This window comes from Oceanicella sp. SM1341 (assembly GCF_003448965.1).
GTDB lineage: Bacteria > Pseudomonadota > Alphaproteobacteria > Rhodobacterales > Rhodobacteraceae > Paroceanicella.
Window position 1 is genome coordinate 1 of the sequence record NZ_QRGC01000020.1, and the last position, 17,997, is coordinate 17,997.

Annotated in this window: 14 protein-coding genes; 11 read left to right on the forward strand and 3 right to left on the reverse strand. The window is 72.8% G+C overall.

Features of this window, described 5'->3' with window-relative positions; genetic code table 11:
- Positions 1-260 precede the first annotated feature (260 nt).
- The 5 genes from D3P35_RS16820 (at position 261) to D3P35_RS16840 (ending at position 3,913) form a co-directional block, all read left to right on the forward strand.
- A complete protein-coding gene (locus tag D3P35_RS16820; protein ID WP_118135910.1) occupies positions 261-908 on the forward strand; it encodes a glutathione S-transferase family protein in 648 nt (215 codons plus the stop codon).
- A 135-nt stretch (positions 909-1,043) separates the two neighbouring features.
- Positions 1,044-1,517, forward strand: a complete 474-nt coding sequence (locus D3P35_RS16825) for a carboxymuconolactone decarboxylase family protein (RefSeq protein ID WP_118135911.1) — start codon at positions 1,044-1,046, stop codon at positions 1,515-1,517.
- Complete coding sequence (locus D3P35_RS16830) at positions 1,507-2,370, forward strand: sigma-70 family RNA polymerase sigma factor (protein ID WP_118135912.1); 864 nt, start codon at positions 1,507-1,509, stop codon at positions 2,368-2,370. Before D3P35_RS16825 ends, D3P35_RS16830 begins: the two co-directional genes overlap by 11 nt.
- An 83-nt stretch (positions 2,371-2,453) precedes the next feature.
- Positions 2,454-3,083, forward strand: coding sequence for an FMN-dependent NADH-azoreductase (locus D3P35_RS16835; RefSeq protein WP_118135913.1), 630 nt, complete (start codon positions 2,454-2,456; stop codon positions 3,081-3,083).
- Positions 3,084-3,256: 173 nt separating this feature from the next.
- Positions 3,257-3,913: a methyltransferase domain-containing protein gene (locus D3P35_RS16840; protein WP_118135914.1), complete on the forward strand. Its 657-nt coding sequence runs from the start codon at positions 3,257-3,259 to the stop codon at positions 3,911-3,913.
- Between the two features lie 18 nt (positions 3,914-3,931).
- Here D3P35_RS16840 and D3P35_RS16845 read toward each other — a convergent pair whose 3' ends face one another.
- Both D3P35_RS16845 and D3P35_RS16850 read right to left on the reverse strand, forming a co-directional pair.
- Positions 3,932-5,083: an MFS transporter gene (locus D3P35_RS16845; RefSeq protein ID WP_118135915.1), complete on the reverse strand. Its 1,152-nt coding sequence runs from the start codon at positions 5,081-5,083 to the stop codon at positions 3,932-3,934.
- On the reverse strand, positions 5,080-5,607 hold the full coding sequence (locus D3P35_RS16850; RefSeq protein ID WP_118135916.1) for a TetR/AcrR family transcriptional regulator: 528 nt from the start codon (positions 5,605-5,607) through the stop codon (positions 5,080-5,082). Before D3P35_RS16850 ends, D3P35_RS16845 begins: the two co-directional genes overlap by 4 nt.
- A 250-nt stretch (positions 5,608-5,857) precedes the next feature.
- On the opposite strand from D3P35_RS16850, the gene D3P35_RS16855 reads away from it, so the two are divergent.
- The 6 genes from D3P35_RS16855 to D3P35_RS16880 all read left to right on the forward strand — a co-directional run bounded on the left by D3P35_RS16855 (position 5,858) and on the right by D3P35_RS16880 (position 16,768).
- A complete protein-coding gene (locus tag D3P35_RS16855; protein WP_118135917.1) occupies positions 5,858-7,015 on the forward strand; it encodes an NAD(P)-binding domain-containing protein in 1,158 nt (385 codons plus the stop codon).
- Between the two features lie 252 nt (positions 7,016-7,267).
- Positions 7,268-7,726, forward strand: coding sequence for a (2Fe-2S)-binding protein (locus D3P35_RS16860; protein WP_118135918.1), 459 nt, complete (start codon positions 7,268-7,270; stop codon positions 7,724-7,726).
- Positions 7,727-7,729: 3 nt separating this feature from the next.
- A complete protein-coding gene (locus tag D3P35_RS16865) occupies positions 7,730-9,982 on the forward strand; it encodes a molybdopterin cofactor-binding domain-containing protein (protein WP_232830529.1) in 2,253 nt (750 codons plus the stop codon).
- 135 nt (positions 9,983-10,117) lie between these two features.
- The gene (locus D3P35_RS16870) at positions 10,118-11,464 is read left to right on the forward strand and encodes a cytochrome c (protein ID WP_118135919.1); all 1,347 of its coding nucleotides are present in this window, start codon (positions 10,118-10,120) and stop codon (positions 11,462-11,464) included.
- A 163-nt stretch (positions 11,465-11,627) separates the two neighbouring features.
- Entirely contained in the window at positions 11,628-15,431 is a 3,804-nt protein-coding gene (gene metH / locus D3P35_RS16875) for a methionine synthase (RefSeq protein WP_118135920.1), read from the forward strand.
- A gap of 371 nt (positions 15,432-15,802) precedes the next feature.
- Positions 15,803-16,768: a hypothetical protein gene (locus tag D3P35_RS16880; protein WP_118135921.1), complete on the forward strand. Its 966-nt coding sequence runs from the start codon at positions 15,803-15,805 to the stop codon at positions 16,766-16,768.
- Positions 16,769-17,090: 322 nt separating this feature from the next.
- Here the strand turns inward: D3P35_RS16880 and D3P35_RS16885 are convergent, their stop codons facing one another.
- Positions 17,091-17,720 (reverse strand): queuosine precursor transporter, encoded by a 630-nt coding sequence (locus tag D3P35_RS16885; protein WP_118135922.1) that lies wholly within the window; start codon positions 17,718-17,720, stop codon positions 17,091-17,093.
- Between the last annotated feature and the right edge of the window lie 277 nt (positions 17,721-17,997).

The window sequence follows — 17,997 nt, forward strand, 5'->3', positions numbered from 1 at the left end:
GGCGGCGCCGGGGCAGCGCGGGCGGCATCGGGCCAGCCTTCCCCGCGCGCCCGGCCCGCGGGCCGGGGCTCGCCGGCGCCGCGGCGCACCCGTGACGGAGGATCCGGCTTCTGCGCGCGGGGTCCGCTGCGGGAGGCCCCGACCGGTCGCGGAAGCGTCTGCACCGGATGGCGCGGCGCCCGCTCCCTGCCTTCGCGAGAGGCTCGCGCGGCCGGCGGCGGCTGTGCTAGCCTCGGGCGAACGGTCGGGGAGGCCGCGCGATGACCGGTGACCTGACAATCTGGACCTTCGACCGCGTGCCGCCGGGGCCGGTCGGTCATGTGCGCGACATCCGGCTGCGCTGGGCGGCGGAGGAGGCGGAACTGCCCTATGCCATCGCCACGGTGCCCTTCGACGAAAGGGGGCCGGAGCATCTTGCCCGCCAGCCCTTCGGCCAGGTGCCCTTCCTCGAGGACGGCGGCACCTGCCTGTTCGAGAGCGGCGCCTGCCTGCTGCACCTTGCCGAGAAGACCCCCCTGCTGATGCCGCGCGACAGTGCGGGTCGGGCCGAGACGCTGCAATGGCTCTTCGCGGCGCTGAACTCGCTCGAGATGGTGAGCGTGCCCTGGTGGTTCATCGGCCTGGCGCGGCCGGAGGAAAACCCGCTCGACGGCTGGCTGAAGCAGCGCCTCGCGCGGCTGGAGGCGGGCCTCGGCACGCGGGAGTGGCTGGCGGCCGGGCAGTTCACCATCGCCGACATCGTGATGGCCGATGCGCTGCGCCTGCCCGCGAAACTGGGCGCGCTGGCGCCCCATGCCGCGCTCACGGCCTATGTCGGGCGGGCCTGCGCGCGCCCCGCCTTCCGCAAGGCCCTGGCTGACCAGCAGGCTCATTTCGCCGCGGGGGATGCCCCTCCGGCCGGGGGCTGAGGCGCTGTCCGCGCCGGACCCGCGCGGCAGGCAGGGCGCGGGGTGCCCGCCCGGGAAGGAATTTTTTGCGTGCCGTGTCACATCCGGCGGGGCTGGCTCGTCATACGGGTATCAGACAAGCAAGGAGACCCTGCCATGACATCCCGCATGACCGACCACATGAAACGCGCCCGCGCCGGCTTCGAGCCGCTCTTCTCCGTCGAGGCGGCGATCGGCGCCAGCACGCTCGAGGCCTCGCTCATCCACCTGGTGAAGCTGCGGGCGAGCCAGATCAACGGGTGCGCCTTCTGCATCCAGATGCATGTCGCCGAGGCGCTGAAGGACGGCGAGACGCCGCTGCGCCTGCACATGCTGCCGGCCTGGCGCGAAAGCAGCCTCTACTCCGCGCGCGAGCGGGCCGCCCTGGCCTGGACCGAGGCGCTCACCCTCCTGTCCGAAACCGGCGCGCCGGACGCGGACTGGGCGCAGGTCGAGGCCGCCTTCGACGTGGACGAGCGCGCCTGGCTCACCCTGTCGATCGGCGCCATCAACCTGTGGAACCGGGTGCAGGCCGGCCTGCGCGTGCCGCACCCGACCACCCTGCCGGGGGCGCGGGCCGATGCGGCCTGACGCCACCGCCATCTTCGAGGAGCAGCGGCCCCGGCTGCTGCGCCTCGCCTACCGCATGCTCGGCAGCCATGCCGAGGCGGAGGACATGGTGCAGGAGGCCTTCCTGCGCTGGCACCGGGCCGGGGATCGGGCCGAGGAGATCGGTGTTCCCGCTGCCTGGCTCACCCGCACCGTGTCGCGGCTGTGCTTCGACCAGATGAAATCGGCCCGGTCCCGGCGCGAGACCTATCCCGGCACCTGGCTGCCCGAGCCGCTGATCGAGGCCGAGGACGACGCCATGCGCCCGGACAATCTCACCCTGTCGCTGATGATGGCGCTGGAGCGGCTCTCGCCGCTGGAGCGCGCCGCCTTCCTGCTGCACGACGTCTTCGGCCAGCCGCTCGACGAGGTGGCCGGCACCATCGGGCGCAGCCCGGCGGCCACCCGCCAGCTCGCCGCCCGGGCGCGCGGGCACGTGCAGGTCGACCGGCCGCGCTACGACATCCCGCGCGACACCGGCGAGGAGCTGGTGCGGGCCTTCTTCGACGCCTGCAGCTCCGGCGACGCGACGGCGCTGGGCGCCATGCTGGCCGAGGGCGCGACCCTGCAGTCCGACGGCGGCGGCAAGGTGCTCTCCTACCCCAACGTGATCCGCGGCGCCGACAACCTGGTGCGGCTGTTCCTCGGGCTGCAGCGCAAGTTCGGCAGCCAGATGGAGTTTCTCGGCGCCACGATGATCGACGGGCTGCCCGGCTTCGTGAGCCGTCTCGACGGCAACCTGCAGACCACCGCGCTGGAGGTCGTCGAGGGCCGGATCGTGGCGCTCTACATCACCCGCAATCCCGACAAGCTCGGCGGCGTCGCCCTGCACTGAGGCCGGCCCCGCCTTTCCCTCTTTCCCCCCGGGGCAGGGTGCGCAACCGCGCGCCGCGGTCCCGCCCATTCCGGAGACCCGAGATGAAATCCGTCCTGCTTCTGAACGCGAGCCCGCTGGGCGCCGATGCCCGGGGCCATGCCCTCGCCCTGCGCGCGGTGGACAACCTGCGCGCCGCCCACCCCGGCCTGCGCCTCCTCGCCCGGGACCTCTCCCGCGGCGGTTTCGGGGCGGTGGACGCCGCCTATGCCCACGCCATCATCGGCGGCGCCGGACCCGAGGCCCCGGCCTTCCGGCGCTCCGAGGCGCTCATCGCCGAGCTGGAGCAGACCGACGCGCTGGTGATCTCCACCCCGATGCACAATTACACCGTGCCCGCGGCGCTGAAGCTGTGGATCGACCTCGTGCTGCGGGCCGGGCGCAGCTTCGGCTTCCGCGACGGCCGCAAGGTCGGGCTGCTGGCCGACAGGCCGGTGCTGGTGGTGCTCGCCTCCGGCGGGCTGATCGGGTCGGGCGCGCGCCAGCCCGACCACCTCACCGGCTACCTGACCGACGTGCTGGCCACCATCGGCATCGGCGCACCGCAGTTCCTCTGTCTCGAGGGCCTCGCGCGGGCGGAGACGGCGCAGGGCGTGCTGGCGGGGGCCCGGGCCCGGCTCGACGCGCTGCCGGTGTTCGGCCGCGCCGCCGCGCAGCGGGCCATCGCCTCCTGAGAGCGGCGCGCCCCTGCCTGCCCGTTCGGGCAGGCGCGCGGGGCGTGGCGCATCCGTCCGGGCGCGCGCGGGGCCGGAGGGATGCCCGCCTCCGCCGGATGGCGGCGCGCGGCACCCCTGCGCGGCGCGGTAGGCTGGGGAATGCATTCTCCTCCGGCGGCGGGAGCGGGGCGATGGGGTTCAACCAGTCGGTCAACGGGTTCAGGGCGCGGCGCGGCCGGCTGCTGCGGCGCCAGATCGAGGAGCTGTCGCGCCAGCTCGGCCGCGAGATAACCGTGCTCGACCTCGGGGGGCGCGCCGCCTACTGGGAGAACGTGGGCCTCGACAACATCGCCCGCATCGACCTGCTCAACACCAGCGAGGCCGAGTTCGGCCCCGATACCGCCGCCACGCCCGAGCCCGGCCTGTTCCGCCGGGTGGTGGGCGATGCCTGCGACCTGGCGCACTACGCCGACAAGTCGGTCGACCTCGTGCATTCCAACTCGGTCATCGAGCACGTGGGCGGCTGGGCGCGCATGCGCGCGATGGCGCGCGAGGCGCTGCGGGTGGGGCGCTCGGGCTGGGTGCAGACCCCGGCCTGGGAATTCCCGGTGGAGCCGCATTTCCACCTGCCGTTCATGCACTGGTTCGAGACGCCCCTGCGCAGCCGGATGATCGGCTGGTCGCCGCTGGCGGTGTACCGCGACTGCGACCTCGACACCCGCCGCACCCTCGCCGAGGGCATCAACCTGGTCTCGAGGCGCGAGTTCCGGGCGCTGTTCCCCGGCACCACGCTGCACGTGGAGCGCTTCGTGCTGAGCAAGAGCTACACCGCGCGCAGGATGCCCTGAGCGCGCGGCGGGGGCGGCTCAGGCCATGGCCTCCGCGCGCCGGTCGCGGGCGCGGAACAGCCCGGCGAGCCCGGCAAGGGCCGCGAAGCCCGCCAGCGCCGGCCCCGCGCCCGCGGTGCCGAGCAGCAGCCCGAACACCGGCGCGCCCGCGGTCTGGCCCACGGCGATGGTGAGGAACCCCACCATCAGCCCGGTGGCCGGCCGGTCGGGCAGCGCCTGCACGCCCCAGACGAGGTAGACCCCGGTGAGCATCACGTAGGCGGCGCCGAACACCGCGCCCCCCGCCAGCGCCAGCGCCGGTGCGGCGAAGGCGGGCCCGGCGAGCAGGATGGCCGCCGCCATCAGCCCGAGGAAGGCGCGGTGCACCCGGTCGGGGCCGAACCGGGCGACGAGGCTGCCCGCCCAGGCCCCGGCAATGCCGCCCGCGCCGATGCAGGTCCAGAGCAGCCCGGTGCCTGCCGGGCCCCAGCCGAGCTGCTGCGCCACGAGCTGCCCGCCGAACGACCACAGCGCCGTGCTGGCCGCGCCCATCAGGAAGGCGGCGGCGACGAGGCGCAGCAGCGGCCGGGTGAGCGGTGGCAGCCCGGCCGGCGCTGCCTCTCCCCCCGCTGCCTTTCCCCGCGCGGCGGGCAGCGCGCGCGCCGAGGCGAGGGCGAGCCCCAGGGCGACCAGGGTGAACACCGCGAAGGCGAGGCGCCAGTGCCCGGCCATCGCCAGCGCCGCGAGACCGGAGAGGGCGAGGCCCGCGCTGGTGCCGGCGTTGATCGCGGTGTTGGTGGCGTCCTGCCGGGCGGGCGGGACCGCCGCCGCCACGGCCGCGGCCATGGGCGGCGAGGCGAGCCCGGTGCTCGCCCCCGCCAGCAGCACCGCCGCGGCGAGGGCGAGCGGCGCCGGCGCGAGGGCGATGCCCGCCATGCCCGCCGCCGCCACCAGCGCCGCCGCCACCGCCACGCCGCGCGCGCCCAGCCGCTCGGTGAGCAGCGCCGAGGCGATGATGGCGACACAGTAGCCCGCGAATGACCCGCCGGAGATCACCCCGCTCAGCCCCGGGCCCAGCCCCAGCCCGGCGTCGATCTGCGGCAGGAACAGCCCGAAGGCGAAGCGGGCGAAGCCGTAGCAGACCGCGATCAGCCCGAAGCCCACCGCCCCGATGCGCAGCGCCGGGCTCATGCCCGCGCCTCCCGCAGCAGCACCGCCGCGGCGGCCCGGGCGGAGGCCGCCGCCTGCGGCCCGCGGTAGACCGCCGCGTGGATGGCGCCCTCGAACAGCACCAGGATCTGCTCCGTCAGCGCTTCGTGCGCGCCGGGGCCCAGCTCGGCGGCGACGATCTCGCCCAGCCGGGCGCGGAATGCGGCCTTGTGTGCCAGCACCACCCCGGCGATCTCGGGCGCGTCGCCCCCGGTCTCGGCCAGGCTGCGCAGGAACAGGCATCCGCGCCGGCCCTCCTCGCGCAGCCAGGTCTCCACCGCGACGAAGAGCGCGTCGACGCTGGTCACCTCCATCCCGGCCATGAAGCGCTTCTCGCGCGCGGCGAGCACCTCGGTCAGCAGCAGGGCCTTGCTGCCGGCATGCTTGTAGAGCGTCCGGCTCGACATGCCGGCGGCCGCGGTCAGCCGGTCCATGCCGGTGGCGGTGTAGCCGTGCCGGTCGAACATCTGCTCCGCGGCGGAGAGGAGTTTCGATTTCGTGTCCATCGCGTGTCTCCGGGATTCGGGGGTAGCTGGTACATGTAAAACGATCGGTTTACATCGCAACCCCCCGGAGCTGCCGCCGCCGCCCCCGCGCCGGCCCGGGCGACCCGTGCGCCTGCCTGCCCATAGGGCCCCGGAGGCGGCCCCGTCCCGCGGTGTCCGGCGCGGCGGGGCGAAGCGGGGGCCCGTCTCCGGCTTGCGCGGGCCCTCCGGCGGACATACCTGAGCGTGCTCGCGCAGGAGGGGCATCGCCGTGCCGCAGGGGCCAGTCGTCATTCCGAAACTCGATATCGTCGTCATCGGCGGCGGCCAGGCCGGGCTGTCCTCGGCCTATTACCTCATGCAGGCGGGCCTGGTTCCCGACCGTGACTTCACCGTGCTCGACGGTGCGCCGGGCCCGGGCGGGGCCTGGCAGTTCCGCTGGCCCTCGCTCACGCTCAGCACCGTGAACGGGGTGCACGACCTGCCGGGCGAGCTGGGCCTCGCCGCCACGGCCGGCAGCGCCGAGGGCCGCGATGTCCGTGCCTCGGAGGCGGTGCCGCGCTACTTCGCGGCCTTCGAGCGGGCGAATGCCCTGCCGGTGCACCGCCCCGTGGCGGTGCGCGCGGTGCGCGCGCGCGGCGACCGCCTGAGGGTGGAAACCGACCGCGGCGCGCTCTCGGCCCGGGGGCTGCTGAACGCCACCGGCACCTGGGAGGCGCCGCACCTGCCGGACTACCCGGGCGCCGACCTGTTCCGCGGCCGCCAGCTCCACGCGCATGACTACCGCGGGCCGGAGGACTTCGCCGGGCAGAGCGTGATCGTGGTGGGGGCGGGCATCTCCTCGGTCCAGATCCTCGAGGAGATCTCGCGCGTGGCGCGCACCACATGGGTCACCCGGCGGCCGCCGCAGTTTCACGAGGGCGCCTTCACCGCCGAGCACGGCCGCGCCGCCGTGGCCCGGGTGGAGGAGCGGGTGCGGGCCGGGCTGCCGCCGGGCTCGCTGGTCTCGGCCACCGGCCTGCCGCCCTCGCCGGTGCTGGAGGCCGCACGGGCGCGCGGCGTGCTCACGCCCCGGCCGATGTTCTCCGCCCTCACCGCGGAGGGGGTGGTCTGGCCCGACGGAGCGCGGCTCGCGGCCGACACCATCCTCTGGGCCACCGGCTTCGACCCGGTGCTCGCCCACCTCGCGCCGCTCGGGCTCACCGATGCCGCAGGCGGCATCAGGATGACCGGCCGGCTCGCCACGCAGGTGGCGGCAGACCCGCGCGTCCATCTCGTGGGATATGGCCCCTCCGCCTCGACCATCGGAGCGAACCGGGCCGGGCGCGCCGCGGTGAGCGAGCTGCTGGACCACCTCGGCATCGCCCGCGGCGTCGGGCCCCCGGCCGCCGGGGCTGCGGCGGCGCCCGGCCGGACACGCGGAGATTGATGAGGCCGGTTCATGAGCCTCATGATCGCCTCCCACTACCCCCGCGCGCGACCACGCGGTATGATGCACCCCGACAGTGCCGGACTGCCGGTGCTGCCTGTCTCTCCCCCTGCCGTGCCCGGACCCTCTCCCCGGAGCGCGGCGCATGCATCTGTACCTGTCCGGGCGAAGGCCCCCGCAGGCAGAGGTCCAGCCAGAATCCGGTCCGCGTCGCCGGCCCCGCCGCGTGCCCCCAGCCCCGTGAGTAGACCCATGCAGATTGAGATCAACGACCAGACCTACGAGGTGACCTCGGAGCCGGATACCCCGCTGCTCTGGGTCATCCGCGACGAACTCGGCCTCACCGGCACCAAGTACGGGTGCGGCCTCGCGCAGTGCGGCGCCTGCTCGGTGATGGTCGACGGAGTGGTGATGCGCTCCTGCGTCACGCCGCTCGACAGCGTCGAGGGCGCGAAGATCACCACCATCGAGGCGGTGGAGCAGGACGAGATCGGCCAGCGCGTGGTCGAGGCCTGGGTGGCCCGCCAGGTGCCGCAATGCGGCTACTGCCAGTCCGGGCAGGTGATGGCCGCCACGGCCCTGCTGAAGGAGACCGCCCATCCGAGCGACGAGGACATCGCCGCCGCGATGACCAACCTGTGCCGCTGCGGCACCTACAACGCCATCACCGCCGCCATCCGCGACGTGGCCGGCGAAACGCGGGAGGGCTGAGGCATGACGCAGATGTTCGACCTCCTCCGCCGCCACGGCGCCTCGCTCTCAGCGGGCACCACGGTCAACCTCTCGCGCCGCGGCTTCCTCGGCGCGGCCGGGGCCACCGCCGGGGCGCTTGTGCTCGGCGTGGGCCTGCCCTCGGGCCGGGCGCGCGCCCAGGCCGCCGGGGCGGCCGACAGCCTCGCCGTGCCGGCCTTCCTCGAGATCCGGCCCGACGGCACGGTGCACCTGATGTCGCCCTTCATGGAGGGCGGGCAGGGCATCTACACCGCGCTCGCCCAGATCGTGGGCGAGGAGCTTGACGCCGACCCCGCGACCTTCGTGGTCGAGGCCGCGCCGGCGAACGACATCTACAAGGTGATGGACATCGGCATGCGCATCACCGGCGGCAGCATGTCGGTGCGCTTCACCTACACAACCATGCGCCGGCTGGGCGCGCTGGCGCGGGCCATGCTGGTCGAGGCGGCGGCGCAGCGGCTCTCGGTGCCGGCCTCCGAGCTCACCACCGAGCCGGGCCGCGTGGTGCATGCCGCCTCGGGCCGCTCGCTCGGCTACGGCGAACTTTCGGACGCGGCGATGGACCTGCCCGTGCCCGCCGCCGACAGCGTGACCCTGCGCGATGCCGCCGATTTCCGCTGGATCGGCAAGCCGGTGGCCCGGCTCGACATGCACGACAAGTCCACCGGCCGCGCGATCTATGCCATCGACACGAAGGTCGAGGGCATGCTGCAGGCCGCCGTGCAGCACGCGCCGCGCTACGGCATGAGCGTGGGCACCATCCGCAACCGCGCCGCGGTGGAGGCGATGCCCGGCGTGCATTCCGTGCACGAGCTGCCCGGCGCCGTGGCCGTGGTGGCCGACCTGTGGTGGCGGGCCCGCCGCGCCGTCGAGAGCCTGCAGGTGACCTGGCAGGAGGCCCCGGCCGACAGTGCCCTGCGGGTGATGCCGGCCGATTTCTCCTCCGAGGCCTTCGCCGAGCAGCTCGCCGCCGAGAGCGGCCCGGTCTCCGAGGCCGAGACGGAAGGCGATTTCGAAGCCGCCTTCGGCGCGGCCGAGACCACGGTCACCGCCACCTACCGCAGCCAGTTCGTGCACCATGGCCAGCTCGAGCCGCCCTCGGCGCTGGCGCAGTTCAACGACGACGGCTCGCTGGAGCTGTGGCTGCCCAACCAGGCGCCGGAGATGTTCCGCGACGACGTGGCCCGCCGCACCGGGCTCGAGCCGGCGCAGGTGCACATCCACTCGCCGCTGCTGGGCGGCTTCTTCGGCCGGCACTTCCTCTACGAGGGCGCCTCGCCCTACCCGCAGGCGATCGCGCTGGCGCAGGCCGTGGGCCGGCCGGTGAAGGTGATCTGGTCGCGCGAGGAGGAGTTCCTGCGCGACCCGCTGCGCCCGATGGCGGTGGTGCAGTTCCGCGGCGCGCTCGGCGCGGACGGCATGCCGGTGGCGATCGAGGCGATCAGCGCCACCGAGGGCCCGACGGAAGGTGTCTACGGCCGCAACCCCGAGAAGATCGACGAGACGGCGCTCGAGGGGCTCACCGGCAAGGCCTACGCGGTGGCGAACCGGCGCATCGGCCAGCGCTACGTGAAGGGCCCGGCGATGCTCGCCTACTGGCGTTCGGTCGGCAACTCGATGAACGACTTCTTCTACGAGACCTTCCTCGACGAGATGGCCGATGCCGGCGGGCAGGACCCCTACGCGGTGCGCGCCCACCTGCTGCGCGACAATGCCCGGCTCACCACCCTGCTCGACGCGGTGGTGGACCTCTCCGGCGGCTGGCAGCGCGGGCCCTTCACCGCGCCGGACGGCAGCCGCCGGGCCCGTGGCATCGCCATGGCCTCGCCCTTCGGCACCGAGACCGCCTCGATCGCGGAAGTCTCGATCGAGGGCGGCGAGATCCGGGTGCATGACGTCTGGCAGGCGATGGACCCGGGCAGCATCGTGAACCCCGCCATCATCGAGGCGCAGGTGAATTCCGCCGTGGCGCTGGGCCTGTCCATGTCGATGCTGGAGGAGGCGATCTACGAGAAGGGCGAGCCGGTGGCGCGCAACTACGACCTCTACCCCATCCTCACGCCCGACCGCATGCCGCGGGTGCAAGTGCGCATCATCGAGAGCGGCGCGAAGATGGGCGGGGTCGGCGAGCCGGGCCTGCCCTCGGTGCCGCCGGCGGTGGCCAACGCGGTGGCGCGGCTCACCGGCCAGCGGCCTAAGGCCATGCCGTTCTCGCGGATGAGCTTCGCCACCTGAGGCGCCGCGCCGGCCCGCAGCGCACGCGGGCTGCCAGTTTCCGGCCCGTGCCGCGTGCGCGGGTTGCCGCCATCCGGCCCGCGCTTCAGGCGCGGGCCCCTTTCCTGCCCGGATACAGCCAGAAACGGAAAACCCGTGCTCAGATTTCTAAGATACCTGCTGGCGGTGGCGCTGGTCGTCGCGGCCGGCCTTGCCTGGGTGGTGCTGCGCACCCCCGGCTCGCCCTTCGACGGCGAGACCGCCGCGCCCGCCGACGCCGAGCTCGTGGCCCGGGGCGAATACGTCGCCCGGCTGGGCGATTGCGTCGCCTGCCACAGCACGCCCGAGAGCGCGCCCTTCGCCGGCGGGCTCGAGATGGCGACACCGCTCGGCGCCATCTACACCACCAACATCACGCCCGACCCCGAGCACGGCATCGGCGGCTACACCCTCGCCGATTTCGACCGCGCGGTGCGCCTGGGCGTGACCCCGGACGGCACGCATCTCTACCCCGCGATGCCCTATCCCTCCTACGCCAAGTACTCCGACGAGGACATCCGCGCCCTCTACGCCTATTTCACAACCGCCGTGGAGCCCGCCGCCACCGAGGACCCGCCCTCGGAGATCGAATGGCCGATGAACATGCGCTGGCCGCTCGCGGTCTGGAGCCTGGCCTTCGCCCCCACCGAGCCCTACGCGCCGGACGGCGAGCAGGACGCGGCCTGGAACCGCGGCGCCTACCTGGTCGAGGGGCCCGGGCACTGCGGCTCGTGCCACACGCCGCGCGGCCTCGCGATGCAGGAGAAGGGGCTCGACAGCTCGGACGACACCTATCTCTCCGGCGCGCTGCTCGACGGCTGGTATGCCCCGAGCCTGCGCAACGACCACAACACCGGCCTCGGCCGCTGGAGCGAGGACGAGATCGTCGCCTACCTGCGCGACGGGCGCAACGCGCATGCCGTGGTCGTCGGCACCATGGCGGAGGCGTTCAACAACTCCACCCAGTTCATGACCGACGACGACCTGTACGCCATCGCCCGCTACCTCAAGTCGCTCCCCGGCGACGAAGAGCGTGACGGCACCCCCTGGCGCTACGATGCCTCCACCGTCGACCGGCTGAGCGTGACCCGGCGGGCCGGAAACGCCGGCGCGCAGACCTACATGGCAAGCTGCGCCACCTGCCACGGCACCGACGGCATGGGCCGCGCGCCCTGGATCCCGCCGCTGGCCGGGGCGGCCTCCTCGCTCGCGCCCGAGGCCGCCTCCTCGGTGAACGTGACGCTCAACGGCTCGATGCGGGTGGTGGCCGGCGGCGTGCCCGACAGCTACCGCATGCCCTCCTACCGCCACCAGCTCGACGACCGCGAGATCGCCGAGCTGCTGAGCTTCATCCGCAACGCCTGGGGCAACCACGGCGACGCGGTGACGCCGGAGGAAGTGGCCGAGCTGCGCGCCCGCACCGACCCGGCCAGCCCGAACCCGATCGTGCTGCAGATGCGCTGAGCCTGCCGGGCCCCCGCCGCGGGGCCCGGCCCCCTGCAGGGGCCCGCTGCCGGCACCTCGGAGCCGAACTCATGAAAATGATGAGAATTATGAATCTGGTTGCCAGCGGCAATCCGGGGTAAGGAAGGCCCTTCTGCGCCCCGAACCGGAGACCGAGCTGACCATGTCCAGCAAGAGCCCCCTCCTGTCGCCCGTCTTCGCCCGCCTCGCCGAGGCGGCGCGCGAGCGCATCCTGATCCTCGACGGTGCCATGGGCACGCAGATCCAGAAACTCGGCCTGTCGGAGGATGATTTCCACGGCGGAGGGCACGGGGAAGGGCACGGGGGCGGGCATGGCGGCCAGTGCGGCTGCCACCACCTGCACGGCGACGGCAAGCCCCAGCAGGGCAACAACGACCTGCTGAACCTCACGCAGCCCGACGCGATCGAGCAGATCCACTACCTCTACGCGCAGGCCGGCGCCGATATCGTGGAGACGAACACCTTCTCCTCCACCACCATTGCCCAGGCCGATTACGGCATGGAAGCGGCGGTGTACGAGCTCAATTTCGAAGGTGCCCGCCTCGCCCGCCGGGCGATGGACCGCGCCACGGCGGAGGATGGCCGGCCGCGCTTCGTCGCCGGCGCGCTGGGCCCGACCAACCGCACCGCCTCCATCAGCCCGGACGTGAACAACCCCGGCTACCGCGCCGTGACCTTCGACCAGCTGCGCATCGCCTACGGCCAGCAGGCGAAGGCGCTGGTGGAGGGCGGGGCCGACATCCTGCTGATCGAGACCATCTTCGACACGCTCAACGCCAAGGCCGCGATCTTCGCCTGCGAGGAGCTCTTCGCCGCGCGCGGCGAGCGGCTGCCGGTGATGATCTCCGGCACGATCACCGACCTCTCCGGCCGCACCCTCTCGGGCCAGACACCCACCGCCTTCTGGCACTCGGTGCGCCACGCCCGGCCGCTCTCGGTGGGGCTGAACTGCGCGCTGGGCGCCAGCGCCATGCGCGCGCATATCGCCGAGCTCTCCGGCGTGGCCGACACGCTGATCTGCGCATACCCCAACGCCGGCCTGCCCAACGAGATGGGCGAGTACGACGAGAGCCCCGAGGCCATGGCCGCCCAGGTGGAGCGGTTCGCCGCCGAGGGGCTGGTGAACATCGTCGGCGGCTGCTGCGGCTCGACCTACGAGCACATCCGCGCCGTGGCCGAGGCGGTGCGCCGCCACCCGCCGCGCGCCGTGCCCGAGCAGCCGGCGCTGATGCGCCTCTCCGGGCTCGAGCCCTTCACCCTCACGCAGGAAATCCCCTTCGTGAACGTGGGCGAGCGCACCAACGTCACCGGCTCGGCCCGCTTCCGCAAGCTCATCACCAACGGCGATTACGCCGCCGCCCTCGATGTCGCCCGCCAGCAGGTGGAGAACGGCGCCCAGGTGATCGACGTGAACATGGACGAGGGGCTGATCGACTCGACCCGCGCCATGGTCGAGTTCCTCAACCTCATCGCCGCCGAGCCCGACATCGCCCGCGTGCCGGTGATGATCGACAGCTCCAAGTGGGAGGTGATCGAGGCCGGCCTGCAATGCGTGCAGGGCAAGGCCATCGTGAACTCCATCTCGATGAAGGAGGGCGAGGACGCCTTCCTCGAGCGCGCCCGCCTCTGCCGCGCCTACGGTGCCGCCGTGGTGGTGATGGCTTTCGACGAGCAGGGCCAGGCCGACACCGAGGACCGCAAGGTGGAGATCTGCACCCGCGCCTACAGGCTGCTGACCGAGGCGGCGGATTTCCCGCCCGAGGACATCATCTTCGACCCCAACGTCTTCGCGGTGGCCACCGGCATCGAGGAGCATGACAACTACGGGGTCGATTTCATCGAGGCCACGCGGCGCATCATGCGCGACTGCCCGCATGTGCATGTCTCGGGCGGCATCTCGAACCTCAGCTTCTCCTTCCGCGGCAACGAGCCGGTGCGCGAGGCGATGCACGCCGTGTTCCTCTACCACGCCATCCAGGCCGGCATGGACATGGGCATCGTGAACGCGGGCCAGCTCGCGGTCTACGACCAGATCGACCCCGAACTGCGCGAGGCCTGCGAGGACGTGGTGCTCAACCGCGCCCCCGCGAACGGCGGCTCGGCCACGGAAAACCTGCTCGAGATCGCCGAGCGCTACCGCGGCCAGGGCGGCGCGAAGGGCCGGGAGAAGGACCTCTCCTGGCGCGCGCTGCCGGTGGAGAAGCGGCTGGAGCACGCGCTGGTCAACGGCATCACCGAGTATATCGACGCCGACACCGAGGAGGCCCGCCAGGCCGCCGAGCGCCCGCTGCATGTCATCGAGGGCCCGCTGATGGCCGGCATGAACGTGGTGGGAGACCTGTTCGGCTCCGGCAAGATGTTCCTGCCCCAGGTGGTGAAATCCGCCCGGGTGATGAAACAGGCCGTCGCCGTGCTGCTGCCCTACATGGAGGAGGAGAAGCGCCTCTCCGGCGGCTCCGGGCGCGAGAGCGCCGGCCGCGTGCTCATGGCCACCGTGAAGGGCGACGTGCACGACATCGGCAAGAACATCGTCGGCGTCGTGCTCGCCTGCAACAATTACGAGATCATCGACCTCGGGGTGATGGTGCCGGCGGAGAAGATCCTCGCCACCGCGCGCGAGCAGAATGTCGACGTGATCGGCCTCTCCGGCCTCATCACCCCCTCGCTCGACGAGATGGTGCATGTCGCCACCGAGATGGAGCGCGAGGGCTTCGACGTGCCGCTGCTGATCGGCGGCGCCACCACCAGCCGCGTGCACACCGCGGTGAAGATCCACCCGCGCTACGACCGCGGCCAGGCGGTCTACGTGACCGACGCGAGCCGCGCTGTCGGCGTGGTCTCCTCGCTGCTCTCCGAGCGGCAGAAGCCGGAGTTCGTGGAGGGCGTGCGGGCCGAGTATGCCGAGGTGGCCGAGAAGCACGCCCGCGCCGAGCTCGCCAAGAAGCGCATCTCGCTGCAGGCGGCGCGCGACAACGCGCTGAAGATCGACTTCTCCGGCTACCGGGTGGCCGCGCCCTCCTTCCTCGGCACGAAGGTGTTCGAGGACTGGGACCTCGCCGAGCTCGCCCGCTACATCGACTGGACGCCCTTCTTCCAGACCTGGGAGCTCAAGGGCGTCTACCCGCGGATCCTCGAGGACGAGGCGCAGGGCGAGGCGGCGCGGCAGCTCTTCGCCGACGCGCAGGAGATGCTCGCCCGCATCATCTCGGAGAAGTGGTTCCGCCCGCGCGCGGTGGTGGGCTTCTGGCCGGCGAACGCCACGGGCGACGACATCCGCCTCTTCACCGGCGAGGACCGGGCCGAGACCCTCGCCACCCTGCACACCCTGCGCCAGCAGACCGCGAAGCGCGGTGACCGGCCGAACGTGGCGCTCTCCGATTTCGTGGCGCCCGAGGGCAGCGCGCCCGATTACGTGGGCGGCTTCGTCGTCACCGCCGGGGTGGAGGAGATCGCCATCGCCGAGGCCTTCGAGAAGGCGAACGACGATTATTCCTCCATCCTGGTGAAGGCGCTGGCCGACCGTTTCGCCGAGGCTTTCGCCGAGCGCATGCACGAGATGGTGCGCACCGAGCTCTGGGGCTACGCGCCGGACGAGGGGTGTTCGCCGGAAGACCTGATCGCCGAGCGCTATGACGGCATCCGCCCCGCGCCGGGCTACCCCGCCCAGCCGGACCACACGGAGAAGACCACGCTGTTCCGCCTGCTCGACGCCACCGCCGCCACCGGGGTGGAGCTTACCGAGAGCTACGCGATGTGGCCGGGCTCGTCGGTCTCGGGCCTCTACATCGGCCACCCGGAGAGCTACTACTTCGGTGTCGCCCGCGTAGAGCGCGACCAGGTGGAGGATTACGCCGCCCGCAAGGGCATGGCGGTGGAGGAGGCCGAGCGCTGGCTGGCCCCGATCCTGAACTACACGCCCGCCCCGGCCTCGCTCGCCGCCGAGTGAGCAGGGCCGGGCGGTGCAGCGCCGCCCTGCGCTGCCGCCGGGAGCAGCGACGGCCGTCCGGCCCCTCCGGCGCCGCGCTTCCGGCCTGCGGGCGATGACGGCCGGCGCCGGCACCGCGAAGACCGCGAGCAGGGTCGCGGCGCGCATGCCCCCGAGATGCCGCTCGGGCGGCCGGCCTTCGCCGCGGCACCGGCGGCACCACGCTGAAGGCGATCGGGGGCATCGGCACGGGCCGCAAGCGCAACCGCCGCGCGCGGGGCGATGCACGTCTCGCGCGCGTTGTGCGGCGGGGCGGCATCGCCGGCTCGACGGAGGGCCGGGGGTGCGCTAGGCTCTTTCCATCCCCTTTGCTCCCCGCGTGAAGGATACCGATGCCCGACCTCAGCACCTGGCCCGGCGCAGTGCTGGCCCTGCCTGTCCTCCTGGTCACGGCGGGTGACGGCCGCGGTGCAGAGATCGAGGACATCGTCGCCTTCTCGGTGGAGCGCCAGGCCTCCGGCGCGCTGGCCACCCTCGGCATCACCGCCGTGCCGAGCGAGACCGCCAGCACCCTCGTGTTCGACACGGGCACCCGGCCGAACGGGCGGCCGGACTTCGCGGCGAGCCAGTTCGGCGGCGGCTTCACGGTGAGCAGCAGTTTCCCGCTCTATCTCGAGGGCTACCTGGGCTTTACGCGCTACGATCCCTCCTACCTCGTGACCGACGGCGACCGCAGCGCGCCGATAAGCCCGAAATGGACCGGCTTCGCCGCCACGGGCGGCATCGGCTGGGACATCTCGCTCACCGACGACCTGGTGCTGCGGCCGATGATGAATGTCTCGCTGGGCTATATCGCGAGCGACACCGCGGTGGTGGCCGCCTTCATCGCCGACAAGCTGGGCGCGGAGGACACCCGCTTCCTGCGCGACGGCGGGCTCACGGCCGGCGGACTCGGCGGCTCGGTGGTGCTGGAGTACAACCGCGAATGGGGCGACTACGAGACCGACGTCTCGCTGCGCTACACGCGCATCCACCTCACCCCCATCGGCGGCGACCGCCACGTGGTGGGCGAGGCGGTGGCCGAGACGCTGGCGCTCTGGACCCGCGAGCGCGTGCCGACCGGCCTGCATGTCTTCGGCAGCCCCCTGCGGGGGGTGGCCGAATTCTCCGCCGCCTGGCTGCCGGGAGACCAGGGCGACATCCTGCGCACCGACTGGCTGATGCAGGTGGGGTTGGGGGTGGAGTTCAATGTCTCGCAGACCTGGGTGCCGGTTGTGCGCGAGGTGCGGCTGGTGGCGCGCTATACCCGCGGCGAGGTGCTCCAGGGCTTCGGCATCGGCCTCGCGGCGAGTTTCTGAGCCGCGGTCGGGCGCCGGCGCGGCGCCCGGAAAAGAGAGAGCCCGGCGCCGGGGGCCTCGTGGAGCCTCCCGGGCACCGGGCCCGGCTGCATCATCTGCAACCTGTGCTGACGACATGCGACCCGCGCGGGGTCACCGGTGCGCCGCATGTCACAGCGAAGTGTGACGCGCCCCTTTGAAGACGTGGAAAACCAACGACTTATGGGCGACTGTCCCACTAGACATATGGTCACCTCCTTTCGATTGTTGATCCGGACTCACAGCATGGACGCGCTCGCCCGGATCTCAAAGCGATTTTTTCGCGCCGCAGCGTAAAGCGGGCTCAGGCGGCCCGGCGCGCCGCGATCAGGCCCATCAGCAGCCGGAAGGGGATGAGCGCCACGAGGGCCAGCGCCATCTTCACCAGGAAGTCGGCGGAGGCGAGGCTCACCCAGAGCGGCACCTCGGGGCCGGCGCCGAGCAGCGGCAGGCGCTCGGCGGCCCAGGACACGTCCTCGGCGGGGTCGATGAAGGACAGGGCCGCGGAGAAGGCCACCGAGAAGAAGATCAGCGTGTCGAGCGCCGAGCCCGCGAGCGATGAGACGAAGGGCGCGCGCCACCAGCTTCCCGCCCGGAGCCGGTCGAACACGCCGATGTCGACGAGTTGCGCCAGCAGGAAGGCCAGCCCCGAGCCCGCCGCGATGCGGAAGGTGGTGAGCGGGTAGCCCTCCGGCCCGGTGAGCTGGCTCGCCACCAGCGAGCAGGCCACCCCGATCACGAAGCCGCCGGCCACCACGCGGCGCGCGGCGCGCGCGCCCAGCGTGCGATTGGTGAGGTCGGTCACCAGGAAGGCGAACGGGTAGGTGAAGGCGCCCCAGGTGAGCCAGTCCCCCAGCAGGAACTGCACCAGGATGTTCGAGGCCACCACCACGAGGGCCATGGCCAGCATGCCGATCATGAATGCGCGCGTCATCGGGGCTCTCCTGCCGGTTTCGCCGCGCCAATACGCCGAAACGCCGGCACGGGCAAGCCGCGGCGCCGCGGGCGCGACGTGCCCCTGCCCGCGGCAGGGGGTTGATCCGGCGTGCCGCGCGTATAGTCTGTGTCGCGTCCGGGGGCTGTTCCGCCGCCGGGCTTCGCGCCAGATGCGCCAGGCCTCGCGCCGGTCCCGCCGCCCTGCGGCGGGCGGCAGGGCCCAGTTCTCCAGCCTCTTCCCGCGCCGCGACGGCGCACCCCCCGACAGAGGGAGA

Excerpts from the sequence above, each read along its gene's own strand:
- D3P35_RS16830 (WP_118135912.1), top strand. The coding sequence starts at position 1,507 with ATGCGGCCTGACGCCACCGCCATCTTCGAGGAGCAGCGGCCCCGGCTG.
- D3P35_RS16840 (WP_118135914.1), top strand. The coding sequence starts at position 3,257 with ATGGGGTTCAACCAGTCGGTCAACGGGTTCAGGGCGCGGCGCGGCCGG.
- D3P35_RS16850 (WP_118135916.1), bottom strand. The coding sequence starts at position 5,607 with ATGGACACGAAATCGAAACTCCTCTCCGCCGCGGAGCAGATGTTCGAC.
- D3P35_RS16845 (WP_118135915.1), bottom strand. The coding sequence starts at position 5,083 with ATGAGCCCGGCGCTGCGCATCGGGGCGGTGGGCTTCGGGCTGATCGCG.
- D3P35_RS16885 (WP_118135922.1), bottom strand. The coding sequence starts at position 17,720 with ATGACGCGCGCATTCATGATCGGCATGCTGGCCATGGCCCTCGTGGTG.
- D3P35_RS16835 (WP_118135913.1), top strand. The coding sequence starts at position 2,454 with ATGAAATCCGTCCTGCTTCTGAACGCGAGCCCGCTGGGCGCCGATGCC.
- D3P35_RS16825 (WP_118135911.1), top strand. The coding sequence starts at position 1,044 with ATGACATCCCGCATGACCGACCACATGAAACGCGCCCGCGCCGGCTTC.
- metH (WP_118135920.1), top strand. The coding sequence starts at position 11,628 with ATGTCCAGCAAGAGCCCCCTCCTGTCGCCCGTCTTCGCCCGCCTCGCC.
- D3P35_RS16820 (WP_118135910.1), top strand. The coding sequence starts at position 261 with ATGACCGGTGACCTGACAATCTGGACCTTCGACCGCGTGCCGCCGGGG.
- D3P35_RS16880 (WP_118135921.1), top strand. The coding sequence starts at position 15,803 with ATGCCCGACCTCAGCACCTGGCCCGGCGCAGTGCTGGCCCTGCCTGTC.
- D3P35_RS16865 (WP_232830529.1), top strand. The coding sequence starts at position 7,730 with ATGACGCAGATGTTCGACCTCCTCCGCCGCCACGGCGCCTCGCTCTCA.
- D3P35_RS16860 (WP_118135918.1), top strand. The coding sequence starts at position 7,268 with ATGCAGATTGAGATCAACGACCAGACCTACGAGGTGACCTCGGAGCCG.